The organism is Nocardia sp. NPDC004604 (assembly GCF_040609795.1).
In the GTDB taxonomy this organism is placed as follows: domain Bacteria; phylum Actinomycetota; class Actinomycetes; order Mycobacteriales; family Mycobacteriaceae; genus Nocardia.
Genome location: NZ_JBEXLC010000065.1, coordinates 1 through 22,336 on the forward strand (window position 1 = coordinate 1; position 22,336 = coordinate 22,336).

At 66.6% G+C, this 22,336-nt stretch carries 19 protein-coding genes, 1 rRNA gene and 2 pseudogenes; 18 read left to right on the forward strand and 4 right to left on the reverse strand.

Annotated elements, in window-relative coordinates; genetic code table 11:
- Positions 1-88: ribosomal RNA gene (gene rrf, locus ABZW16_RS23195) — 5S ribosomal RNA — on the forward strand; the annotation flags it as partial.
- An 812-nt stretch (positions 89-900) separates the two neighbouring features.
- Positions 901-1,890 (forward strand): annotated as a pseudogene (locus ABZW16_RS23200) (hypothetical protein); the annotation flags it as partial.
- 233 nt (positions 1,891-2,123) lie between these two features.
- On the opposite strand, the gene ABZW16_RS23205 reads toward ABZW16_RS23200, so the two are convergent.
- Positions 2,124-2,558, reverse strand: coding sequence for a hypothetical protein (locus tag ABZW16_RS23205; RefSeq protein ID WP_354958058.1), 435 nt, complete (start codon positions 2,556-2,558; stop codon positions 2,124-2,126).
- Between the two features lie 721 nt (positions 2,559-3,279).
- Here ABZW16_RS23205 and ABZW16_RS23210 point away from each other — a divergent pair.
- Genes ABZW16_RS23210 through recN form a run of 5 tightly spaced genes read left to right on the forward strand, consistent with a single transcriptional unit; the run spans position 3,280 to position 8,090 of the window.
- Positions 3,280-4,176, forward strand: a complete 897-nt coding sequence (locus tag ABZW16_RS23210; protein ID WP_354958098.1) for an HAD-IIA family hydrolase — start codon at positions 3,280-3,282, stop codon at positions 4,174-4,176.
- A gap of 13 nt (positions 4,177-4,189) precedes the next feature.
- Positions 4,190-4,534 carry a hypothetical protein gene (locus tag ABZW16_RS23215; protein ID WP_354958059.1) on the forward strand — a complete coding sequence of 115 codons (345 nt, stop codon included), beginning with the start codon at positions 4,190-4,192 and terminating at the stop codon, positions 4,532-4,534.
- 1 nt (position 4,535) lies between these two features.
- Entirely contained in the window at positions 4,536-5,357 is an 822-nt protein-coding gene (locus ABZW16_RS23220) for a TlyA family RNA methyltransferase (protein ID WP_354958060.1), read from the forward strand.
- Complete coding sequence (locus ABZW16_RS23225; protein WP_354958061.1) at positions 5,354-6,343, forward strand: NAD kinase; 990 nt, start codon at positions 5,354-5,356, stop codon at positions 6,341-6,343. Before ABZW16_RS23220 ends, ABZW16_RS23225 begins: the two co-directional genes overlap by 4 nt.
- Entirely contained in the window at positions 6,321-8,090 is a 1,770-nt protein-coding gene (recN, locus tag ABZW16_RS23230; RefSeq protein WP_354958062.1) for a DNA repair protein RecN, read from the forward strand. The genes ABZW16_RS23225 and recN overlap by 23 nt, the downstream gene beginning before the upstream one ends.
- A gap of 7 nt (positions 8,091-8,097) precedes the next feature.
- Here the strand turns inward: recN and ABZW16_RS23235 are convergent, their stop codons facing one another.
- Together ABZW16_RS23235 and ABZW16_RS23240 are read right to left on the reverse strand one after the other, a co-directional pair.
- Positions 8,098-8,517: an SRPBCC family protein gene (locus tag ABZW16_RS23235; RefSeq protein ID WP_354958063.1), complete on the reverse strand. Its 420-nt coding sequence runs from the start codon at positions 8,515-8,517 to the stop codon at positions 8,098-8,100.
- Positions 8,518-8,627: 110 nt separating this feature from the next.
- Positions 8,628-9,044 (reverse strand): hypothetical protein, encoded by a 417-nt coding sequence (locus ABZW16_RS23240; RefSeq protein WP_354958064.1) that lies wholly within the window; start codon positions 9,042-9,044, stop codon positions 8,628-8,630.
- On the opposite strand from ABZW16_RS23240, the gene steA reads away from it, so the two are divergent.
- The 8 genes from steA (at position 9,013) to scpB (ending at position 18,451) form a co-directional block, all read left to right on the forward strand.
- Complete coding sequence (gene steA / locus ABZW16_RS23245) at positions 9,013-10,227, forward strand: putative cytokinetic ring protein SteA (RefSeq protein ID WP_354958065.1); 1,215 nt, start codon at positions 9,013-9,015, stop codon at positions 10,225-10,227. The genes ABZW16_RS23240 and steA overlap by 32 nt on opposite strands.
- On the forward strand, positions 10,224-11,171 hold the full coding sequence (locus tag ABZW16_RS23250; RefSeq protein WP_354958066.1) for a copper transporter: 948 nt from the start codon (positions 10,224-10,226) through the stop codon (positions 11,169-11,171). The genes steA and ABZW16_RS23250 overlap by 4 nt, the downstream gene beginning before the upstream one ends.
- Before the next feature lie 266 nt (positions 11,172-11,437).
- On the forward strand, positions 11,438-13,159 hold the full coding sequence (locus tag ABZW16_RS23255; RefSeq protein WP_354958067.1) for a CTP synthase: 1,722 nt from the start codon (positions 11,438-11,440) through the stop codon (positions 13,157-13,159).
- The gene (locus tag ABZW16_RS23260) at positions 13,160-13,822 is read left to right on the forward strand and encodes an NUDIX hydrolase (RefSeq protein ID WP_354958068.1); all 663 of its coding nucleotides are present in this window, start codon (positions 13,160-13,162) and stop codon (positions 13,820-13,822) included.
- 5 nt (positions 13,823-13,827) lie between these two features.
- Entirely contained in the window at positions 13,828-14,784 is a 957-nt protein-coding gene (gene xerD / locus ABZW16_RS23265) for a site-specific tyrosine recombinase XerD (RefSeq protein ID WP_354958069.1), read from the forward strand.
- A 397-nt stretch (positions 14,785-15,181) separates the two neighbouring features.
- Positions 15,182-16,090: a ParA family protein gene (locus tag ABZW16_RS23270; RefSeq protein WP_354958099.1), complete on the forward strand. Its 909-nt coding sequence runs from the start codon at positions 15,182-15,184 to the stop codon at positions 16,088-16,090.
- Positions 16,091-16,617: 527 nt separating this feature from the next.
- A complete protein-coding gene (locus ABZW16_RS23275; RefSeq protein ID WP_354958100.1) occupies positions 16,618-17,424 on the forward strand; it encodes a segregation/condensation protein A in 807 nt (268 codons plus the stop codon).
- Positions 17,425-17,803: 379 nt separating this feature from the next.
- On the forward strand, positions 17,804-18,451 hold the full coding sequence (scpB, locus tag ABZW16_RS23280; protein WP_354958101.1) for an SMC-Scp complex subunit ScpB: 648 nt from the start codon (positions 17,804-17,806) through the stop codon (positions 18,449-18,451).
- Between the two features lie 186 nt (positions 18,452-18,637).
- Here the strand turns inward: scpB and ABZW16_RS23285 are convergent, their stop codons facing one another.
- A complete protein-coding gene (locus ABZW16_RS23285) occupies positions 18,638-19,039 on the reverse strand; it encodes a hypothetical protein (RefSeq protein WP_354958070.1) in 402 nt (133 codons plus the stop codon).
- Positions 19,040-19,207: 168 nt separating this feature from the next.
- Here ABZW16_RS23285 and ABZW16_RS23290 point away from each other — a divergent pair.
- From ABZW16_RS23290 to der, 3 genes and pseudogenes are all read left to right on the forward strand, one after another.
- Positions 19,208-20,071, forward strand: a pseudogene (locus ABZW16_RS23290) (pseudouridine synthase); the annotation flags it as partial.
- A gap of 32 nt (positions 20,072-20,103) precedes the next feature.
- Positions 20,104-20,814, forward strand: coding sequence for a (d)CMP kinase (cmk, locus tag ABZW16_RS23295; protein ID WP_354958071.1), 711 nt, complete (start codon positions 20,104-20,106; stop codon positions 20,812-20,814).
- On the forward strand, positions 20,811-22,223 hold the full coding sequence (der, locus tag ABZW16_RS23300; RefSeq protein WP_354958072.1) for a ribosome biogenesis GTPase Der: 1,413 nt from the start codon (positions 20,811-20,813) through the stop codon (positions 22,221-22,223). The genes cmk and der overlap by 4 nt, the downstream gene beginning before the upstream one ends.
- The last annotated feature ends 113 nt before the right edge of the window (positions 22,224-22,336 follow it).

Genomic DNA, 22,336 nt, shown 5'->3' on the forward strand with positions numbered 1-22,336 from the left:
CGGTCCCATTCCGAACCCGGAAGCTAAGGCCACCAGCGCCGATGGTACTGCACTCGACAGGGTGTGGGAGAGTAGGACACCGCCGGAACATCCTTCACGATAGGGGACCCAAACTTGGGTCCCCTATCGTCGTTTATGCACCTAAATCTAAGCCGTGCTCGGGGGCCGACCGCCGACACGTGATTGAATTCAGGGGTTCGACTACCTCTGGCAGAACCTAGAAAGGGGGCCACCGTGTCGGAACAGAACGACGGCCGGAAGTCCTTCCGGCGGGGCGGTCCCGAGCGCGGCCCCGGCCAGCGCAACGAGGGTCCTGACCGCGATCGAGGCAGTGCTTCTCGCGGCGACTCCACCGACCGAGGTAACTCCGACGAACGCGCTGGCTTCAAACGCAGCGGCGACTCGAGCGCTCGAAGCAGCTCGGGTGACCGTGGCAGTTTGAACCGCAGCGGCTCGGGCGAGCGCGGTGGCTTCAAACGCGGCGGCACCGGTGGCCGCAGCAGCTTCAATCGCGGTGACTCCGACCAGCGCGGCGATTCCGGCGACCGCGGCTTTGCTCGCGGCGGTTCCGGTGAGCGCGGTGGCTTCAAGCGAAGTGGCGATTCTGGTGAGCGGCGCGGATTCGGCCGTAGTGACGCGGGTGGCCGCGGTGGATCCCAGGACCGTGGTGGCTTCAATCGCCGCGAAGACTCGGGACAGCGTGGCGGTGGTTCCGGTGAGCGCGGTGGCTTCAAACGCGGTGGTGATGCCGGTCAGCGCAGTGACTCCGGTGACCGTGGCTACCGTCGCAGCTCGGGGGAGCGAGGCGATTCGGGCCGGGGTAGCTCCGGTGATCGCGGCAGTTTCAGCCGTGGTGATTCGGGTGATCGTGGTGGCTATGGCCGCGGTGGCTCGGGCGAGCGCGGTGGCTTCAGCCGCGGTGACTCCGGTGATCGTGGTGGCTTCAGTCGAGGTGGCTCCGGCGAGCGTGGGGGTTTCAAGCGGGGTGGCGACTCGGGTCAGCGCGGCGACGCCGGTGAGCGCGGCGGGTTCAAGCGGCGTGAGGATGCTGGTCAGCGTGGCGGTTTTGGTCGGGGCGGTGACTCCGGTGGCCGTGGCGGTTCGGGTCAGCGTGGCGGCTGGACGCAGGGCGGCGATGACTCGCAGGACCGCCGACGGGGCGGCGAAGGCGCACGCGCCGGGGGCGGCTCGGCGGATCGTCGTGCGCCGCGCCCAGAAGAGCCGGATCTGCCCGATGACGTTCAGGCGACCGATCTCGAAGTCGAGGTGCGCCGCGATCTGCTGAGCCTGGATAAAGGCAATGCCGAAACGGTCGCCCGCCACCTCGTGATGGCGGCTCGACTGATCGATGACGACCCGCGTCTTGCTCTGGCCCACGCGCGAGCCGCGCGCCAACGTGCCGGTCGCATTGCCGTGGTCCGCGAAACCGCTGGTGTCACCGCTTACCACGCGGGTGAATGGGCCGAGGCCCTTTCCGAACTACGTACCGCCCGCCGGATGTCCGGCGGCTCCGGTCTGCTTGCCGTGATGGCCGACTGTGAGCGCGGCCTCGGCCGCCCCGAACGCGCCATCGAATTGGGCCGCAGCGACGAGGCCCGCGCCCTGCGCGGTGATGAGGCCACCGAACTGCGCATTGTCGTCGCGGGCGCTCGCATGGACCTCGGCCAATACGACCAGGCCGTGGTCACCTTGCAGACCTCGGAACTGGACCCGTCCCGCACGGGCTCGGCCGCCGCGCGCCTTTTCTACGCTTACGCTGACGCATTGGTCGCCGCAGGCCGCACTGCCGAGGGGCTCACTTGGTTCCTGAACGCCGCCTCCGCCGACCTCGACGGTGAAACCGATGCCGAGGAACGCGCCGAAGAACTAACCGGCGATACCGACCTGTAGAGAATCGGGACGTCTGATACCGAGCCGCTGGTATCTAGACGTCCCGTCGACACGCGTCCCGCTCGGGGCTGTAGCCCGCGACGAACAGTCGTCCGCCACCTTTGCTTCGAGCGCACGATCGAGCCACTTTTCCAATTGGTTCAGATCTCTACGCGCAAGAATTCGATCAACGACATCACCGAGCACCGCTACTTCGCGTCGGTTGCTCTGCGCCAGGGCGTGTGGTCGACGCCTCAGGACTCGTTGCTGAACAAGTCGATGGCGTCAGTTGCGGTGAGGGCGCGATCGAACCACTGGTCAAGGAGCGCGTTATCTGTGCACGTCAACACACGAGTACGAATCTCATCGGATACGGGGATTCCGTGTCGATCCAGTACTCGCAGAATGTAGTTGGCTCCAACTTCGGCGCGCATGGCTTGGGAGGTGGGGGAACGGAAGAACGAGAGATCCAGGCTCATCAGCTTTCTCCAGATGTCGGCGGCTGGGCTGTCGCCGAGCCCTAGTTCGGTGAGCTCGGCGAAGATGTTGTGTTCGGGGGTTCCTCCAGTGCTCCGCAGTGCTGCGGCCAGCGTCTCCAGTATCGCACCGGCACATTCCTCCTTGGCATGCGTGATCGCCGACAATGTGGCGAGCGGGATGTCGGAGGCGGCGACCGCTACCTCGGTCACCGGTGGCACGTTGTGCGGCCCGAGAACCAGTGGATGAACGGTCAGGCTGGTCCATTGCGACATACCGATCGGGAGCGGGCCTCGTGCCCAGCTCGCGGTTACTCGGTCCTGGCACACGACGAGGAGGACGATCGGTAGGACGTATTTCGCGTGCAGGAAGGCTACGTAATACGCCCAGGCTGCTGGTCTGGTCGGGTCGTGTTTGCTTTGAGCCTCGACGAGAAGCAGGAACTGTCCTTGTGCGGATGAGACTCGCAGTACGGTGTCGGCTCTTCGCTCGACCGGGGCGGTTCGGTCAGGTCCGTGGACAGTAGGAGCACTTCGAGCGGCTCGGGGAAGGGTAGTCCGAGGGCGCGGAAGGCGCGGGCGAATGTGCCCGGGTCGTGCTGGAAGAGGCGGTGCATTGCCTCGTGTTGAGAGCTGACCATGGCAGCCAACGTACGCTGGGAAATCGAAAGTTTGTTCGATAGCGACCGGTGGGCAAGGTGACGGCGGCGAGTTGCTTCGACACGGTTGGCGATGTCGCGCAACGCGCTGGCGATCTGGGCGAGGGTTCGGAAAGTGCTTGGGGTGCACTGCCGGTCGATGCCCTCATTCTCCTGTCGGCGGGCTGGCGTAGGGTTCGAATGACTCGGTCGCTGCCGAGGAACCGTGGGCCCAGCGATCGAGCCCGCCCGGGAACACGGCAAGGTGCCGGTCGGTGACATGGAGTGAGAGTGGTGTGAAGCGGCTACGAGATCGGTATGAGGCCCTGCTGCTGGATCTGGATGGCACGCTGTATCGCGGGCCCGAGGTGATCGAGGGCGCACCGGAGGCTTTGGCGGATTCCGTTGTGCCGCAGCGACTTGTGTATGTCACGAATAATGCGAGTCGCGGTCCGGACGTGGTGGCCCGGCATTTGGTCGAATTGGGATTCGTGGCTGATACCGATGACGTCGTGACGAGTGCGCAGGCGGCGGCGCGGTTGTTGGCGGAGCGGCTCGATCCCGGCGCGATCGTATTGATCGTCGGCACCGATGACCTGGCCAAGGAAGTGGACGCCGTTGGGCTGCGCTCGATCCGGCGCTTCAATGGCGCCGCGCCCGACGCTGTCGTACAAGGACATTCGCCCGAAACCGCCTGGCCGGACCTGGCCGAGGCGGCCTATGCATTGAGCGCAGACGCGCTGTGGGTCGCCGCCAATACCGATAAGACGCTGCCGAACGAGCGCGGACTGGCACCGGGCAACGGCGCCATGGTCGCCGCATTGCGCGCTGCCTCCGGTCGCGAGCCGCTGGTGGCGGGCAAACCCTATGCGCCACTGCTCGAGGATGCCCTGGTGCGCGCCGGAACGCGCAGCGCGCTGGTGGTGGGCGATCGCCTGGACACCGATATCGAGGGCGCCAACCGCGTCGGCCTCGAATCCCTACTGGTCCTGACCGGCGTCAGCACCCTCGACGAACTGCGCGACGCCCCTGCGGACCGGATCCCGACCTATATCTCGGAGTCGTTGGACGCACTGAATCACCCGCCGGTCGACGACGACCCGAGCGAGGGCGCCGCCGACTTGGCGGAACGCTTACGGCGTAACCCGGGACGAGCCGTAACGGTGTGCGCGTCCGGTTCGGAAATCCGATAGCGTTGAACCCACGATGACTACTCCGATGCCTCGCCCGAACGGACCCGGTACGCCCCAGCCCCATGGCCCCGGTACCTACGGTCCCGGCTCGAACGGACCCCGTCCCGGGCCGCCGCTGCCCGGCCAGCATCTGCCGGGCGGACCGGGCCGCCAGGAGCCTGCCGACCCCGCGAAGATTCGCGCCGAGATCGACGGGCTGCTGGCCGAACTCGATGCGCGTAAGGCCTGGACCGGAGTGGCGGCGACCCCGCCGACGACCGACTCCGATTCCGGTGCCGATATCACCCGGCGCGCCCGCATCCTGGAGCAGGCACACGAGGTGCTCGTCCAGGCCCTGGCCACGGTGGACAAGATCTGAGGTGGCCAGACGCGCGCGGGTGGACGCCGAATTGGTTCGCCGCGGATTGGCGCGATCGCGAGAACACGCGGTCGAGCTGATCGGTGCGGGCCGCGTCCTGATTGCTGGAACGGTCGCGGTGAAGCCGGCGACCGCTGTGGAGGCGGGCACGCCGTTGATCGTGCGCGAGGAGCCCGATGAAGTGTCGTGGGCATCACGCGGTGCGCACAAGCTGCTCGGAGCGCTGGCGGCGTTCGAACCGCAGGGATTGACCGTCGCGGGTAAACGCTGCCTGGATGCCGGTGCGTCGACCGGTGGCTTCACCGATGTGCTGCTCTCGAGGCAGGCGCGGGAGGTCGTTGCGGTCGATGTCGGCTACGGCCAACTGATCTGGCGCTTGCAGAACGATGACCGGGTGCGAGTCCACGACCGCACCAATGTCCGCGCCATCACCCCCGAATCCATCGGTGGCACCGTTGAACTGGTGGTCGGTGATCTGTCGTTCATCTCGCTGACTCTGGTGCTGCCCGCGCTCGCGGCCTGCAGCGCACCGGGCGCCGATCTGCTGCCCATGGTGAAGCCGCAGTTCGAGGTCGGCAAGGAGCGGGTAGGCTCCGGCGGTGTGGTGCGTGATCCCGCACTGCGCGCGGAAGTGGTGTGCGATGTCGCGGCCGCGGCCGCCGAGTTGGGGTTGCGCACCGCCGGGGTGGCGGCCAGCCCGCTGCCCGGTCCCTCGGGCAATGTCGAATACTTTCTGTGGCTGCGTAAGGACGGGCAGTTCGAGTACGACGGTGAGCAGGTCGCGGCTCTCGTTGAGCGTGCGGTTGAGGAGGGTCCACAGTGAACGCGCTGACACCGGCCGAATCCAGGGAGATTCTGCTGGTTTCGCATCCGGGTCGGGCGGAGATCATCGAGACCGCCCATCGCGTCGCGAAGATCTTCGCCGACGCGGGCATCGGATTGCGCGTGCTCGCGGACGAGGCGGACAGTACCCGGTTCGACACCGACTGTGCGCCGGGCGCGACGGCGGTGGCGGAACCGGGCGGATATCCCGCGAGTGTGGTCGAGCACTGCCCGGACGCGGCGGTTGGTTGTGAGATGGTGCTATCGCTCGGTGGTGACGGCACTTTCCTGCGTGCGGCCGAATTGGCCAGGCCCGCCGGGGTGCCGGTGCTGGGAATCAACTTGGGTCGCATCGGATTTCTCACCGAGGCCGAGGCCGAACATCTCGATGAGGCATTGGCGAGCGTGGTCCGCGGTGACTATCGCCTCGAACACCGGATGACCATCGATGTCACCGTTCGGGTGGACGACGAGATCGTCGAAACCGGGTGGGCGCTCAACGAAGCCAGCATCGAGAACGCTGCGCGGATGGGTGTGCTCGAGGTTGTCCTCGAGGTCGACGGGCGTCCGGTCTCGCAATTCGGCTGCGACGGCATCCTCATCTCCACACCGACCGGATCGACCGCCTACGCGTTCTCCGCGGGTGGCCCGGTGGTGTGGCCGGAACTCGAAGCGCTGCTGGTAATTCCGAGCAATGCGCACGCCCTGTTCGCGCGGCCGCTGGTGACCAGTCCGGAGTCCAGGATCGCTGTCGAATCGGTTGCGGCGGGCCATGATGCGATAGTTTTCCTGGATGGCAGGCGGACCCTCGCATTGCCCAAGGGCGGGCGGCTCGAGGCGGTCCGCGGCGCCGAACCGGTGCGCTGGGTGCGATTGGATTCCGCGCCGTTCGCCGACCGGATGGTGCGCAAGTTCCAATTGCCCGTGACAGGCTGGCGTGGCCGACGGCGAACGGAGAGCACACGTGCTGACAGAGATCAGGATTGACGGCCTTGGCGTCATATCGACGGCCACCGCGCAATTCCATGCCGGGCTCACGGTTCTGACCGGTGAGACCGGTGCCGGTAAGACCATGGTGGTGACCAGCCTGCACCTGCTCAGCGGGGCGCGGGCCGATGCGGGCCGGGTCAGGTTGGGTGCGGCGCGCGCCGTGGTCGAGGGACGGTTCACCGTCGACGAGGTGAATACGACCGCGCAGAAGCAAGTGCAGGAAGTGCTGGAATCGGCTGCGGCCGAACGCGATGACGACGGCAGCATCATCGCGATCCGCACTGTCGGCAGTGACGGACGCTCCCGCGCGCATCTGGGCGGGCGCGGTGTACCTGCCTCGGTGCTCGCCGATTTCACCGCACCGCTGCTGACCGTGCACGGCCAGAACGACCAACTGCGGCTGCAGCGTCCGGATCAGCAGTTGTCCGCGCTGGACCAGTTCGCGGCCGATGCGGTCGGCCCGCTGCTGCGTAAGTACCAGGTGCAGCGGCGATCCTGGCTGGCTGCCCGCACCGAACTGCTCGAACGCACGGCGCACAGTAGGGAACTCGCGCTGGAGGCCGACCGGCTCAAGTATGCGCTGGCCGAAATCGACGCCATCGCACCGGAGCCCGGTGAGGATGTGCGCATTGTCGACGAGGTGCGCAGGCTCAGCGATCTGGATTCGCTGCGTGAGGCCGCCGCGGTGGCGCACGACGCATTGGCCGGTCCCGCCGATTCGCCCGAGGATGGTTCGGGCGCACTGGAATTGCTCGGCGCCGCGCGGGCCCGCATCGAATCGGCCGATGATCCGGCGCTGACCGGACTCGGTCCGCGACTCGGTGACGCGATTGCGGTGATCGTCGATCTGACCACCGAACTCAGTGGCTATCTCGCGGATCTGCCTTCGGACCCCGGCGCTTTGGATTCGCTGCTCACCCGGCAGGCCGAATTGAAGTCGTTGACTCGCAAGTACGCGCCGGATATCGATGGGGTGATCGCATGGGCCGATGAGGCGCGCACGCGTCTGAGCTCGCTCGATGTCTCCGAAGAGGCCTTGGCCGCATTGGCGGCGGAGGTGGATATCGCCGCGGAACGGGTTCGTGAGGCGGCCCGCAAATTGACTGCCGCGCGTACGAAGTCGGCCGGCAAGCTCGCCTCGGCGGTGAGCGCCGAACTCGGCGGCCTGGCAATGGGCAAGGCGAAACTCGAGGTCGTGGTGCGGCCGCTGCCCGCAAGCCCGCAGGACTCGGCGCCGCTGACGGTGGACGGTACGGAACTGCACGCGGGGTCGACCGGTGTCGACGAAGTGGAGTTCCGGCTCTCGGCGCATTCCGGCGCGCAGTCATTGCCCTTGAGCAAGAGCGCATCCGGCGGTGAGCTCTCCCGCGTGATGCTGGCACTCGAAGTGGTGCTCGCGAGTTCGGATCACGGCGCAACCATGGTTTTCGACGAGGTCGATGCCGGTGTCGGCGGCCGGGCCGCGGTCGAGATCGGTCGCCGATTGGCCCGGCTGGCCCGCACCCATCAGGTGATCGTGGTGACCCACCTACCGCAGGTGGCCGCTTTCGCCGACACCCATCTGGTGGTGGACAAATCCGATGACGGCAAGGGCAAGGTCAACAGCGGTGTCCGCGCCCTGACCAAGGACGAGCGCGTCATCGAACTGGCCCGCATGCTGGCCGGTCTCGACGACACCGAAACCGGCCGAGCCCATGCCGAGGAACTTCTGGAAACGGCCCGCGCCGAGCGCGCTCTCGCCTGACGACTGTTCAGCACAGGGCTTTTTGCGCGCCCTTGATGAACTGGTTGATGAGGTTCTTGAGGCCCAATTCGACGACCTTGGCGGGGACAGGAAGGCTGGGCTCGGACTCCATCGTGTAGGAGACCAGGGTGCCGTCATTGGCGTCGGCGAAGGTGATGGTGCCGACGTGGCGCTTTACCGGCGCGCCTTTGACGATCTTGTACTCCATCAGCTCGCCGGGGACCAGCTTGGTGGTCTCTTCGACGATGCCGACTCCGCCCTTGCCGATCAGGTACTGCGCGCCGACGCCGTTCGGTGCAGGGGTGCCGGGCCTCTTCAATGTGAAGTCCACCGGAACGTACGGGTTGATACCCTCCCGCTCGGTGAAGAACTTGTAGACGACATCGCGCGGTGCCGCGATGACGACGTCGACGGTGCTGCTGGCCATAGTGTCTCCTCTTCGAGATATCTGTGACCGGCAGCATACGGGTACTGTCCGAGTTCGTCGTGAGCCCTGTCACACGGATCACATTGTGTCGGGCTTCTGTCGACTTCGAATCACGGCGGTGCCATCGTCACGCTTGCGTGGGGCGCCATCCAACTGCCCGTATGGTGAACTCTGCGTCTCGGCTTGGCCATCGGCTGGCTCTTCCTGGTGGCCGCGGAGCTGATCGATTCATGGCGGGGCGGGGTTTTGCTGATTGATAGCCATAAAGTGGGCGAACCGACATCATGTTGCTGGCAATAGTGTTGCTCGCACTGCTCGGCAAGATCGGCGATGCCGTCTTCGCCTTCGTGGAACGCCGATTGGTTGCCGGCTGCTTCTGAGCAGGGCCCGAGTTGGTAGCCGGGGGCGTGCCGCCTGTTATCACAGTGACGAATGTGGTAGATGGTGCGGCGCGCCTCCATTAATGGTTGAGAGTTTGCGGCGAAGATCGGGCCCATGAAGATGTTGGCGTTGTTGTCGAAGAACACCGAAGCGCTGCCCGGGCTAACCGGAATAGCTCGGGTTGACCGCAACACCAGACGTTTGCTGAAGCGGGTCGGGCCCGGTGATGTCGTAATACTCGATGAGATGGATCTGGATCGGCTCACCGCCGATCGGCTGGTCGAGGCGGGCGTGGTCGCGGTGGTGAATACCTCGCCATCGATCTCGGGCCGCTACCCCAATCTGGGACCGGAAGTGTTGGTCGCCAACGGGATTCTGCTGCTGGACACCGTGAGTTCGGATGCGTTCAAGATCAAGGACGGCACCAAGGTCCGCATCGACGAGGGCGTCGTCTACGCCGACAAATTGGTCAAGAAGGTGCCCGAGGTTCTGGTCACGGGCATCGAGCTGACCGAATCCGATATCGCCGAGCGGATGATCGAGGCCCGCAACGGCCTGGCCGATCATCTGGAGGCCTTCGCGGGCAATACGATCGAGTTCATCCGCACCGAGAGCGCGCTGCTCATCGACGGCATCGGTGTGCCGGAACTCGAGCTGGAGATGAAGCATCGCCATGTGGTCGTGGTGGCCGACGGCCCGGACCATGCGCACGATCTCAAACGTCTGAAGCCGTTCATCAAGGAGTACGTGCCGATCATGGTGGGGGTCGGTCGTGGCGCGGATACGTTGATGAAGCAGGGGTACCGCCCCGATCTGATCGTCGGCGACCCCGACGAAATCACCACCGCCACCTTGAAATGTGGCGCCGAGATGATCCTGCCCGCCGATACCGACGGCCAGGCCAAGGGGCTGGAACGCATTCAGGATCTCGGCATTGGCGCGATGACATTCCCATCGTCCGGCGCAGCCTCCGATCTGGCCCTGCTGCTCGCCCACCACCATGGTGCGGCGCTGATCGTGACCGCGGGCGCCGCCGCCTCGCTGGACGACTTCTTCGATCGGGGCCGCCGCGACAGCAATCCGGCGACCTTCCTGACGCGACTAAAGATCGGCACCGAACTCGTGGATGCCAAGGCCGTCGCAACGCTCTACCGAAACCGGGTCTCCGGAACCGCCATCGCGATGGTCGTACTAGCCGCCCTACTAGCGGTGATCGTGGTCATGCTCGCCTCGAATACCGGTGCCGAGGCATTGGACTGGGCCACCGACATCTGGAATCGGTTCGCGCTATGGGCCCAGGGCCAGATAGGCGCGGGAGGGAACCGATGATTTCGTTTCGGCAGCATGCGGTTTCGATCGTCGCGATCTTCCTGGCCCTCGCCCTCGGCGTGGTGCTCGGCTCACAGACCGTGGCGGCGGACCTGCTGTCCGGACTGCGCGCGGATAAATCAGATCTGCGCAAGCAACTCGATGTGGCCACCGATCGGAACCGACGGCTCACCGATGAAATGACTGCCGCGGACCGGTTCATAGCCGGTTCGGCGGGCCGGATCCTCGGCGGCACCCTCACCGACCGCAGCGCCATCGTCTTCACGACCCCCGACGCCGAACCCGCCGATGTCGAGGCGGTGGCGAAGGATCTGGAAACCTCCGGCGGCACCGTAACCGGCCGCATCGCACTCACCGACCCGTTCATCGATGCCGCCGAGGGCGACCGGATGCGCACCGCGATCACCAATGTCATTCCGGCGGGCGCGCAGCTCCGCACCGGACAGGTCGATCAGGGCAGTATGGCGGGCGATCTGCTCGGCCTGGTGCTGCTGCTAGACCCCGCGAACGCGCAACCGCGCAGCACCCCGCAGGAGCTGAGCCTGGTGCTGGAGACATTGCGTGGCGGCGGTTTCCTTGCCTATGGCGACACTCCGGCGCACCCCGCCAACCTCGCGGTGGTCGTCACCGGCGCTGGCGCGAAGTCCAGCGAAAACGGTCAGGGCAGCAATATCGCCCGGTTCACCGGCGCGCTGCGCGGCCGCGGCGCGGGTGTGGTGCTCGCTGGCCGATCTGGTGCCGCCGACAATCCGGGCCCCATCGCGATCATCCGCTCCGATGCCGCGCTGGCCACCGCGGTCACCACCGTCGACAATCTGGACCGCGAGATCGGGCGCGTCACCACCGTCCTCGGACTGAGCGAACAGCTCAACGGCGGCGCGGGCCGATACGGAACCGGAACCAAGGCGACCTCCCTCACAATCAACACCTCTCCGCAGAGCTGATCCGCGCTCTGGTTAGCCCGAGACCGATCCGGATTCGGCCGATTCGACCACTGTGCACGAGATCTCCGAGCGCCGTTCACAATCCGGCTCATTTCCGAGTGGCCGCAGCGCATCCGAGGTAAGCGGCGAGCCGCGGTCGCTCGGAACGGGGCACAATCGGGGCGCGCGGACGGCACCGGACGCTCGGCCGAGCCAAGGCAGCGACTTGGTGGCAAACGTGCGTGGCGGGTGATCAGACCAGCATTTTCGTGTTACCGTGAAGACCCGTGGGTCATACACGGAATCAGGCGCGAACGGCCACGAAGCACATCTTCGTCAGCGGTGGTGTCGCCTCCTCATTGGGTAAGGGTCTTACCGCCTCCAGCCTCGGTCAGCTGCTGACCGCGCGCGGACTGCGGGTGACCATGCAGAAACTCGACCCGTACTTGAACGTCGATCCGGGCACCATGAATCCGTTCCAGCACGGAGAAGTGTTCGTCACCGAAGACGGCGCCGAGACCGATCTCGATGTCGGTCACTACGAACGGTTCCTCGATCGGGACCTGTCCCGGGACGCGAATGTGACTACCGGGCAAATCTATTCGTCGGTGATCGCCAAGGAGCGGCGCGGCGAATATCTCGGTGACACGGTCCAGGTGATTCCGCACATCACCGACGAGATCAAGAGTCGCATACTCGCCATGCAGGGCCCGGATTTGCAAGGGCAGGTGCCCGATGTGGTGATCACCGAAATCGGTGGCACCGTCGGCGATATCGAATCGCAGCCCTTCCTCGAGGCGGCTCGGCAGATCCGCCACGATGTGGGCCGGGACAATGTGTTCTTCCTGCACGTATCGCTGGTGCCCTACCTCGCGCCCTCGGGTGAGCTCAAGACCAAGCCGACCCAGCACTCGGTGGCCGCGCTGCGCAATATCGGTATCCAGCCCGACGCGCTGATCCTGCGCTGCGATCGTGACGTGCCCCAGGCGCTCAAGAGCAAGATTGCGCTGATGTGTGACGTCGATGTCGACGCCTGCATCTCTACCCCGGACGCGCCGTCGATCTACGACATTCCCAAGGTGCTGCACCGCGAGGGCCTGGACGCCTATGTGGTGCGCAGGCTCGGGCTGCCGTTCCGGGACGTGGACTGGACGGTATGGGGCGATCTGCTCGATCGGGTGCATCAGCCGCGGGAGACGGTCGAGGTCGCATTGGTCGGCAAGTACGTCGATCTGCCCGATGCGTACCTGTCGGTCACCGAGGCATTGCGCGCGGGCGGGTTCGCCTCGCGGGCCAAGGTGAATATCCACTGGGTGCAATCCGACGAGTGCGCGACCCCGGCGGGCGCGCAGGCCGCTTTGCGCGATGTGGATGCGGTGCTCATTCCCGGTGGATTCGGTATTCGCGGCATCGAGGGCAAGGTCGGCGCGATCACCTACGCCCGCACCCGCGGGCTGCCATTGCTCGGGCTCTGCCTCGGTTTGCAGTGTGTGGTCATCGAGGCCGCGCGCTCGGTCGGTCTGGCCGAGGCCAATTCGGCCGAATTCGAGCCGGACACACCACATCCGGTGATCTCCACCATGGCCGACCAGAAGGACATCGTGGCCGGTGAGGCCGATCTCGGTGGCACCATGCGCCTCGGCGCCTACCCGGCCACGCTGCTGAAGGGGTCGGTTGTCGCGCAGGCCTACGGCACCGAGCAGGTCTCGGAGCGGCACCGGCATCGCTATGAGGTGAACAACGCCTACCGCGACAAGATCGCCACCAGCGGTCTGAAGTTCAGCGGCACCTCGCCCGACGGGCATCTGGTCGAATTCGTCGAGCTGCCCGCGGACAAGCACCCGTTCTTCGTGGCCACCCAGGCCCATCCCGAACTCAAGAGCCGCCCGACCCGGCCGCACCCACTGTTCGCGGCGCTGATCTCCGCGGCGTTGAAATATAAACTGGCCGAGCGGCTTCCGGTCGATATCCCGGACGAAGAGTTCGCGAACGCAGATCAGGCATCGTAAATGAGTGATAACGGGGGAGCCCGGCCGGGCAGTCACGATTTCGAGACAGTGGCGAGCAAGACCGTGTACAGCGGCGCGATTCTCGCATTGCGGCTGGACGAGGTGGCCATGCCGGGCGGGCGGGTGGTCGAACGCGAGGTGATCGAGCACCATGCCGCGGTCGCGGTCGCGGCCATCGATGACGCCGACAATGTGGTGTTGATCAGGCAGTATCGGCATCCGATCGGCGTTCGACTGCTCGAGTTGCCCGCGGGTCTGCTCGACGTACCCGGTGAGGATCCGCTCGAAGCGGCCAAGCGCGAATTGGCCGAGGAGACCGGATTGGCCGCCAGGGAATGGGCGGTGCTGGTGGATGTCGCGCTCTCGCCCGGCTTCACCGATGAGGCGTTGCGGGTGTACTTCGCGCGCGGCCTGTACGAAACCGACCGGCCCGAACCGGAGTTGGAGGAGGCGGATCTCGAACTGGTCCGCATGCCGGTCGGGGAGGCAGTGCGGGCCGCGTTGGCCGGTGAGATCGTTAATGCCACGGCGGTTGCCGGTGTGTTCGCCCTTGCCGCCGCCCGGGCGGGCGGGACCGAACTGCGTCCCGCCGACGCGCCGTGGCCGGGACAGTCGACCGCGTTCCTGCGCCGCAAGGCGGCGCGGCAACAGTCCGAAGACTGACGAGGGTGCTCGCGCGCGAACTAGAGGCCTATCTCGACCATCTCGCGGTCGAGCGCGGCGCCGCGCGCAACACCCTCGGCGCCTATCGCCGTGATCTCGACCGGTATCGGGATTTCCTGACCGGACGCGGCATTACGGCGCTCGAGCAGGTCGGCGAATCCGATGTCGCGGAATTCACCATGGTGCTGCGGGCGGGTGGGGCAGCCCACCCGCCGCTGGCCGCCAGTTCGGTCGCCCGTGCGCTGATCGCGGTGCGTGGGCTGCATCGTTTTGCTGCCGCAGAGGGAATGACGAGCACCGATGTCGCACGTACGGTGAAACCGCCCGCGCCGGGCCGCCGGTTGCCGAAAGCCCTACCGTACGACCAGGTTCTGCGGTTGCTGGAGGCCGCGGGAGGCGGGCCGATCGGCGATGCCGAGGCGAATGGGGCCGGAACCGATGGCGGGCCACGCGGATTGCGCGACCGCGCATTGCTCGAGTTGCTGTATTCGACCGGTGCGCGGATCTCGGAGATGGTCGGACTCGATGTGGACGACCTCGACACCGAGGAGCGTGCGGTGGTCTTGCATGGTAAGGGTGGCAAGCAGCGGATGGTCCCGATCGGCAGGCCCGCGCTCGCCGCGGTCGAGGCGTACCTGGTGCGCGGGCGTCCGGTGCTCGCCGCCAATGGAAGAGGCACTGCGGGTGCGCTGTTTCTCAACGCACGCGGCGGACGGCTGTCGCGGCAGAGTGCCTGGCAGGTGCTGCAGACCGCCGCCGAACGTGCTGGTATCGGCGCCACCGTATCCCCGCACACCCTGCGTCATTCCTTCGCAACACATCTACTCGACGGCGGCGCCGATGTGCGTGTGGTCCAAGAACTTCTGGGGCATGCCTCGGTGACCACCACGCAGATCTACACCCTCGTCACCGTGAACACCCTGCGCGAGGTCTGGGCCACCGCCCACCCGCGTGCCCGCTAGCCAAGAGCGCTTTTCGGTGTGGCTTTGTCCGATGAATCCGGGCGCGGCGAACAAGTAAGGTGTGCGGGGCGGGTCCGCGCACCGGGTATCGTCCGGGTCGATATCGGTTTCGACGGCGAACCGGATCGGTGTCAGGGGAGTGAACGCTCGTGCAGGTAAACGTGGGTGTCGCGTGTCCGAGCGTGGGTCTTGCGCTGTCAAGCGGTAGCGTCTATCGAGAGCTGGACCGTACGAAAGCGAGGTCGGGCCTGATCGGCCTCGCTACGCTCGGGCAGATGATGCCGGAGTCGGGCGAAGGCAACGGGCAGGAACGTATAAGGAGCAGCGGATCGTGACGACAGCCGGTGCGGCAGAGCCGCCGATGGGTGCTGGGGCGCAGCCGCTTACGGGTCCCCGGATGGGTCCGTACTCGGAGGCCGCGGCGGAGACGCTGTGGGGCAACGGCGCCGAACCCGTCCCTGAAGACGCGACGCTCGGTCCCACCGGGCGTCCGCTGCGTATCGTGCCCGAGCCGCCACCGGTCGAGCGGCACGGCGATGCCCTCATCGTGGCTATGTGCAATCAGAAAGGTGGTGTCGGCAAGACCACCTCGACCATCAACCTCGGTGCGGCGCTCGCGGAGTTCGGCCGTCGGGTGCTGCTGGTCGACCTGGATCCGCAGGGTGCGCTGTCGGCGGGACTGGGTGTTGCCCACCACGATCTCGATCTGACCGTGCACAACCTGCTGATCGGATCCAAGGTCTCCATCGACGAGGTCCTCATGGAGACCCGCGTCGAGAATCTGCATCTGCTGCCGAGCAATATCGATCTGTCGGCCGCGGAGATCCAGCTGGTCAACGAGGTCGGGCGGGAACAGACCCTGGGCCGTGCACTGGAACCGGTGCGCGACCGCTACGACTACATCCTCATCGACTGCCAGCCCTCGCTCGGGCTGCTGACGGTGAATGCGCTGGCGTGTTCCGATGGCGTGATCATTCCGATGGAATGCGAATACTTCTCGCTGCGTGGGCTGGCGCTGCTCAATGACACCGTGGAGAAGGTGCGCGACCGCCTCAACCAGCGGCTGAGCCTGTACGGCATCGTGGTGACCATGTTCGATGCGCGGCTACTACATTCGCGCCAGGTCATGGCGCGCGTCGTCGAGGTCTTCGGCGATCTGGTGTACGACACGGCGATCGCACGGACCGTGCGCTTTCCCGACGCGAGCGTCGCGGGTGAACCGATCACCACATGGGCACCCAAATCCGGTGGGGCCGAAGCATATCGGGCGATGGCGCGGGAAGTCATCCACCGGTCCGGCCGGTGATCGGCGGTACTGAACCGGCGCCATCGACGAATGCGGATACGCTCGGCTCGGAGTCTGGTGAGTTCGCCGATCAGGGCTCCGGCGCCGGGCGTGCCGTGTCGGCCGACCATGCGGGTGCGCGTGATTCCGCCGCCGCACAAGATGATCTCCCTGGTAGAGCTGGAAATGCGGGGGAGTCGGCGGTAGTGCAGGGGGGTTCCGAGACGGCGCTGGGGGCACTTGGTGCTGCGCAGGTTGATGCGGCTGCGCACGAGGTTCCCGGGGATGAGCGTGATTCCGATGTCGCGCAGCAGGATCATGTCGGCAGACCGAGCGGCGGTGAGGACGCGTCGCGCGGTGATACCAATGCCGGGCGTGCTGCAGAAGCGGGTGCGGACGATGTTCCTGCGGCGCGGCGCGCTTCCGGTGACGCACCGGGCACGGCCTCGGCACCGGGCGATTCCGGCGTTGTTCCTGGTGATCCGGTTGCTGGATCGGCCGACCCGGCTGGCGCCGATGCGGCATCGGCGCGGCAGGCGGGGTTTCAGCTGCGGCTGAGCAACTTTCAAGGGCCGTTCGATCTGCTGTTGAATCTGATCAGTTCGCGCAAGCTCGATGTCACCGAGGTTGCGCTGCATCAGGTGACCGATGAGTTCATCGCCTACACCAAGGCCTTGACCGCGAGCATCGGGCAGCAGGACACGCTGCGCGCCGACAAGATTCTGGATCAGACCACCGAATTCCTGGTCGTTGCGGCCACATTGCTCGATCTCAAGGCGGCCCGGCTGCTGCCATCGGGTGAGGTGACCGACGCCGAAGATCTCCAACTCCTCGAGGCGCGCGACCTGCTCTTCGCCCGGCTGCTGCAATACCGCGCGTTCAAGCAGGTCGCCGAACTGCTCGGCGAATTGGAAGCGGTCGCGCTGCGCCGCTACCCGCGCGCGGTCGGTCTGGAGGAGCGCTTCGCCGACCTGCTGCCCGAGGTTACGCTAGGGGTGGACGCACACGAATTCGCCGCGATCGCCGCCGCGGCCTTCCGGCCCCGACCGGCGCCCAAGGTCGGACTCGACCATCTGCACCAGCACGCCTTCTCGGTTGCCGAACAGGCCGCGCTCGTGCTCGAACAGCTCAAACTGCGCGGACCGGGCGGTTGGACGACCTTCGGCGAACTGGTCGCCGACTGCGAAGTGCCGATCCAGATCGTCGCCCGCTTCCTGGCCCTGCTCGAGCTGTACCGAGGCAAGACCATCGAGTTCGACCAACCCGACCCGCTCGGCCCGCTCTCGGTGAGCTGGACAGGCGACCCGAAGGACGAGACCGCCGACACTGTGACCATCGAGGAGGACTACGGGTGAGCGAGCGCACCATGTCGCAGCGCACGACGGAACCGGGCGCTAGCGAGGCGCGGTCGTGAGCGAGGAGTTCGGCGAGCGCACTACGGACGCCGCGGCATCGGTGGAGTACGACGGTGTCGCCGTTGGCGAGAGTGTGGGGACAAGTGATGCCCAGGAGAGCGCGGCGATCGTGCCGGGCAAGCGCTCCGAGGACGCGGCGCCCACTGATGATGAGGCGACGAGTGCGGACGAGTTGTCGTCGAGTGGCCCTGGCGGACGAACCGATGGTGACGCACCGTCGAATGCACCAAATGATGTGCCGTCCGGTGCGAGCGCCGAAGGCGGGAAATCGGCCGTGGCGGCGCGATCGACCGAGAATGTGTCGGCTTCGGACGAGACAGTGGCGGACCTCACGCCGGAGCCGTTGGACGATGACGAATTCCGATCGGCGTTGGAGGCGATGCTGCTCATCGTGGATGCTCCGGCGCCGGTAGAACTGCTGGCCGACGCGTTGCGGGACAGTCCGGCGCGGGTGGAGCGGGCACTGCTCGCGATGTCGGCGGAACTGTCCGCGCGGGCCAGTGGCATCGACCTGCGTTTCGTGGGTGACGGCTGGCGCTTCTATACTCGCAGCGAGTACGCGCCATATGTGGAACGGATGCTGCTCGACGGTGCGCGTTCGAAATTGACACGGGCGGCATTGGAAACACTGGCGGTGGTGGCATACCGCCAACCGGTGACCCGGACCAGGGTCAGCGCGGTGCGCGGCGTGAACGTCGACGGCGTGATGCGAACCCTGCTGGCTCGCGGACTGATCGCCGAGGCCGGGGTGGACCCGGAGACGAACGGCACGCAGTACCGCACGACCGAACTGTTCCTGGAACGGATCGGACTCGCATCGCTGACCGACCTGCCGCCACTGGCGCCCCTACTGCCGGGCGTCGACCTGATCGACGAGATCAACGAGAGCCTGGAGACGGACCCCCGTTACACCAGGTTAAAGAAATCCGCCGAGACCAATTTGGATCTCGGTACCGAAGAAGACTGACAGGACAACATGAATACGCCCGCTCGCCGAGATGGCACACCGGATCGTAGGAACAGAAGCGACCAGCCCCGACGGGGCGGCGCAGACCGAAGCACACGCGACGCGCGTTCGCCGCAACGGGGAGGTACGCGGCGCGGGGCCGAATGGGGCGGCTCCTCGCACGGGGGCAGTGGCTACCGGGGAGATTCAGACAGCGGCGGCGATCGCGGCTACCGCGGTTCGTCCCGAGACGACAGCGGCTACCGCGGCTCCGCACGCGGCTCGGACTCCCGCGCCTCGTCGCAGGGCGATCAGCGTGGCGGCGGTTACCGCGGTGCCGCGCAGGACGACGGCTACCGTGGCTCCGCACGCGGCTCCGGCTCCCGCGGTTCGTCGCAGGGCGATCAGCGTGGCGGCGGTTACCGCGGTGCCGCACCGAGCGGCGGATACGGTTCCACGCGAGGTGGCGGCGATCGGCGTGGCTCCTCGTCGCAGGGCGGCGGCTACCGCGGCTCGACGCAAGGAGACAGCGGCTACCGCGGTTCCTCCCAGGACAGCGGCTACCGCGGTTCGTCGCAGGGCGGTTCGGGTTACCGCGGTTCGTCGCACGGCGCCAGCTCCGATCAGCGCGGTTCGCGTGGTGACGCCTATCGCGGTGCCGCACAGGGCGGCTCGGCCCCGCGTGCCACCGGTTCGCGCAGTTACACATCGGGAAGCGCTGCGCAGCAAGGTAATCCGTCGCGTCGCCCGGCTTCGGCCGCGATGTCCGCACCCGTCGGTAAGAAGGCCAAGGCCTCGAAGCCGCAGAAGAAGGTCGTCGCCGGCCCGCTGCTGAGCAATGCCAAGCCCGCCAAGCGCCAGCATGTCGATCAGCCCGCCGAGGGCGGCCACGAGAAGATGCCGTGGGGCGAGGGCGAGCGGCTGCAGAAGGTGCTGGCCAAGGCCGGTGTCGCCTCGCGCCGCGCGGCCGAGGAGATGATCGCCCAAGGCCGAGTCGAGGTAGACGGCGCGATCGTCACCGAACAGGGCCTGCGGATCGATCCGCAGCAGGCGGTGGTTCGCGTCGACGGCACCCGCGTCATGGTGCGCGAGGAGTTGGTCCACCTCGCGCTGAACAAGCCCAAGGGCTGGCAGTCCACCATGTCCGACGATCTGGGCCGTCCGTGTGTCGGCGATATTGTTGCCGAACGCATCGCGGCCGGTCAGCGCCTGTTCCACGTCGGTCGGCTCGACGCCGACACCGAGGGCCTGCTGCTGCTCACCAATGACGGCGATCTCGCGCATCGGCTTATGCACCCGTCGTTCCAGGTGGAGAAGACCTATCTGGCGACGGTCAATGGTGAGGTCCACAAGGGGATCGGCAAGCGCCTCAGGGACGGTGTCGAACTCGAGGACGGTCCGGCCAAGGTGGACAAGTTCCAGGTGCTGGAGATCAATGAGGGACGTTCGCTGGTCAAGATCGTGTTGCACGAAGGGCGCAAGCACATCGTGCGCCGACTGCTGGACGCGGTCGGCCATCCGGTGACCCGGTTGGTGCGCACCAATATCGGTCCGGTCGCGCTCGGCGATCAACGGCCTGGCACGCTGCGCGTGATCGGTCGCGATGAAGTCGGCAAACTCTATGAGGCGGTGTCGTTGTGAACGGTGTAGAGATTCCCGTGGAGGTCCCTGCGATGGTTGATGGCACCACGCCGCTGGTCGTAGCCATGGACGGGCCTTCGGGCACCGGCAAATCCAGCGTCTCGCGTCGACTGGCCACCCGGCTCGGCGCCAGCTATCTGGATACCGGTGCCATGTACCGCGTCGCGACGCTGCGCGTGCTGCGTGCCGGTGTCGAGCTGAGCGACGCGGCCGAGATCAGTGCCGCGGTCAAGGAGTTGCCGCTGACCATCGGCACCGATCCCAGCCGCGAGGTGATCCTGCTCGATGGTGAGGACGTCTCCTCGGAGATCCGCGGCAATGCCGTCACCAAGGCGGTCTCCGCGGTGTCCGCGGTGGCCGAGGTGCGCGATCTGCTGGTCGCGATGCAGCGTGAAATCGCTTCTGCCGCATCGCGAATCGTGGTCGAGGGACGCGATATCGGCACCGTCGTGCTGCCGGAGGCGGACGCCAAGATCTACCTCACCGCCTCCGCCGAGGCCCGCGCCCAGCGCCGCAACCAGCAGAACATCGCCGAAGGCCGCGGCGACGACTACGAGGCCGTGCTCGCCGATGTGCAGCGGCGCGACACCCTCGACTCCACCCGCACGGTGTCCCCACTGCGTCCGGCCGACGACGCAGTGCTGGTCGACACCAGCGAGCTGAATATGGATGAGGTCATCGACGAGCTGTATCGCGTTGTGGTGCGGCAGGTTTCGGTTGGCCGGACGGGAAGTGCACAGTGACTGAGGACGTGCTCGCGGGCGACGGCGTCTGGAGCGACGAATCCGATTGGGAGATGGCCGATCTCGACGAGTTCGGTGACGAAGAACATATCGCCATGCCGACCGTCGCGGTGGTCGGGCGCCCGAATGTCGGCAAGTCGACCCTGGTGAACCGGATTCTCGGACGCCGCGAGGCCGTCGTCGAGGATATTCCGGGAGTGACCCGCGACCGCATCTCCTACGAGGCGAGTTGGGCGGGTCGGCGTTTCCTGGTGCAGGACACCGGTGGCTGGGAGCCCGATGCCAAGGGCCTGCAGCAGTCGGTCGCCCGCCAGGCCGAACTGGCCATGGCGACCGCCGACGCCATCCTGCTGGTGGTCGACGCCGTCGTCGGCGCGACCGCGACCGACGAGGCCGCGGTGAAGAAGCTGCGCCGCTCCAAGATCCCGGTGCTCCTGGTCGCCAATAAGGTCGACGACGAGCGCGTCGAGGCCGAAGCGGCCGCGTTGTGGTCGCTGGGCCTCGGCCAACCGCGCATGGTCAGTGCCTCGCACGGCCGCGGCACCGGCGACCTGCTCGATGACGTACTGGAGGTCCTTCCGGAGACGCCGCGCGAGGGCACCGGCGGCACCGGCCCACGCCGGGTCTCGCTCGTCGGCAAGCCGAACGTCGGCAAGTCCAGCCTGCTCAATAAGCTCTCCGGCGACGAGCGCTCGGTGGTGCACGATGTCGCGGGCACGACCGTCGACCCGGTCGACTCGCTGGTCGAGTTGGGCGGCAGGATCTGGAAGTTCGTCGACACCGCGGGGCTGCGGCGCAAGGTTTCCCATGCCAGCGGTATGGAGTTCTACGCGTCGCTGCGCACCAAGGCGGCATTGGAGGCCTCCGAGGTCGCGATCATGCTGATCGATGCTTCCGAGCCGATCACCGAACAGGACCTGCGGGTGATCAGCATGGTCGCCGATTCCGGTCGCGCGCTCGTGCTCGCCTTCAATAAGTGGGATCTGGTCGACGAGGACCGCCGACTGCAGTTGGACCGGGAAGTGGACCGCGACCTGGTCCGGGTGCCGTGGGCGCAGCGCGTCAATATTTCCGCGCATACCGGCCGCGCCGTTCAAAAACTGGTGCCCGCCATGGAGACCGCGCTGGAATCCTGGGATAAGCGCATCCCCACCGGTCGCCTGAACAACTGGCTCAAGGAAGTCATCGCGGCCACACCGCCGCCGATGCGCGGCGGCCGCCTGCCCCGCGTCCTGTTCGCCACCCAGGCGACCACCCGCCCGCCGACCTTCGTGCTCTTCACGACGGGCTTCCTGGAGGCCGGATACCGCCGCTTCCTGGAGCGCCGTCTGCGCGAGGAATTCGGCTTCGATGGATCCCCGGTCCGCATCTCGGTGCGCGTCCGGGAAAAGCGCGACCGCAAGAAATAACCTCCGCACCTCGCCGACAGAACGGACGCCGCTGCGAAGCAACGGCGTCCGTTCTGGTCTCTCGCGCATGCGAAACACCTGACTTCGGCAAACCTCGAGTGAACTTTGGTACT

What these genes read in the sequence shown, in the direction of transcription:
- cmk (WP_354958071.1), top strand. Translation starts at nt 20,104, where the DNA reads ATGGTTGATGGCACCACGCCGCTGGTCGTAGCCATGGACGGGCCTTCG.
- ABZW16_RS23250 (WP_354958066.1), top strand. Translation starts at nt 10,224, where the DNA reads ATGATTTCGTTTCGGCAGCATGCGGTTTCGATCGTCGCGATCTTCCTG.
- ABZW16_RS23270 (WP_354958099.1), top strand. Translation starts at nt 15,182, where the DNA reads ATGGGTCCGTACTCGGAGGCCGCGGCGGAGACGCTGTGGGGCAACGGC.
- steA (WP_354958065.1), top strand. Translation starts at nt 9,013, where the DNA reads ATGAAGATGTTGGCGTTGTTGTCGAAGAACACCGAAGCGCTGCCCGGG.
- ABZW16_RS23260 (WP_354958068.1), top strand. Translation starts at nt 13,160, where the DNA reads ATGAGTGATAACGGGGGAGCCCGGCCGGGCAGTCACGATTTCGAGACA.
- ABZW16_RS23215 (WP_354958059.1), top strand. Translation starts at nt 4,190, where the DNA reads ATGACTACTCCGATGCCTCGCCCGAACGGACCCGGTACGCCCCAGCCC.
- ABZW16_RS23235 (WP_354958063.1), bottom strand. Translation starts at nt 8,517, where the DNA reads ATGGCCAGCAGCACCGTCGACGTCGTCATCGCGGCACCGCGCGATGTC.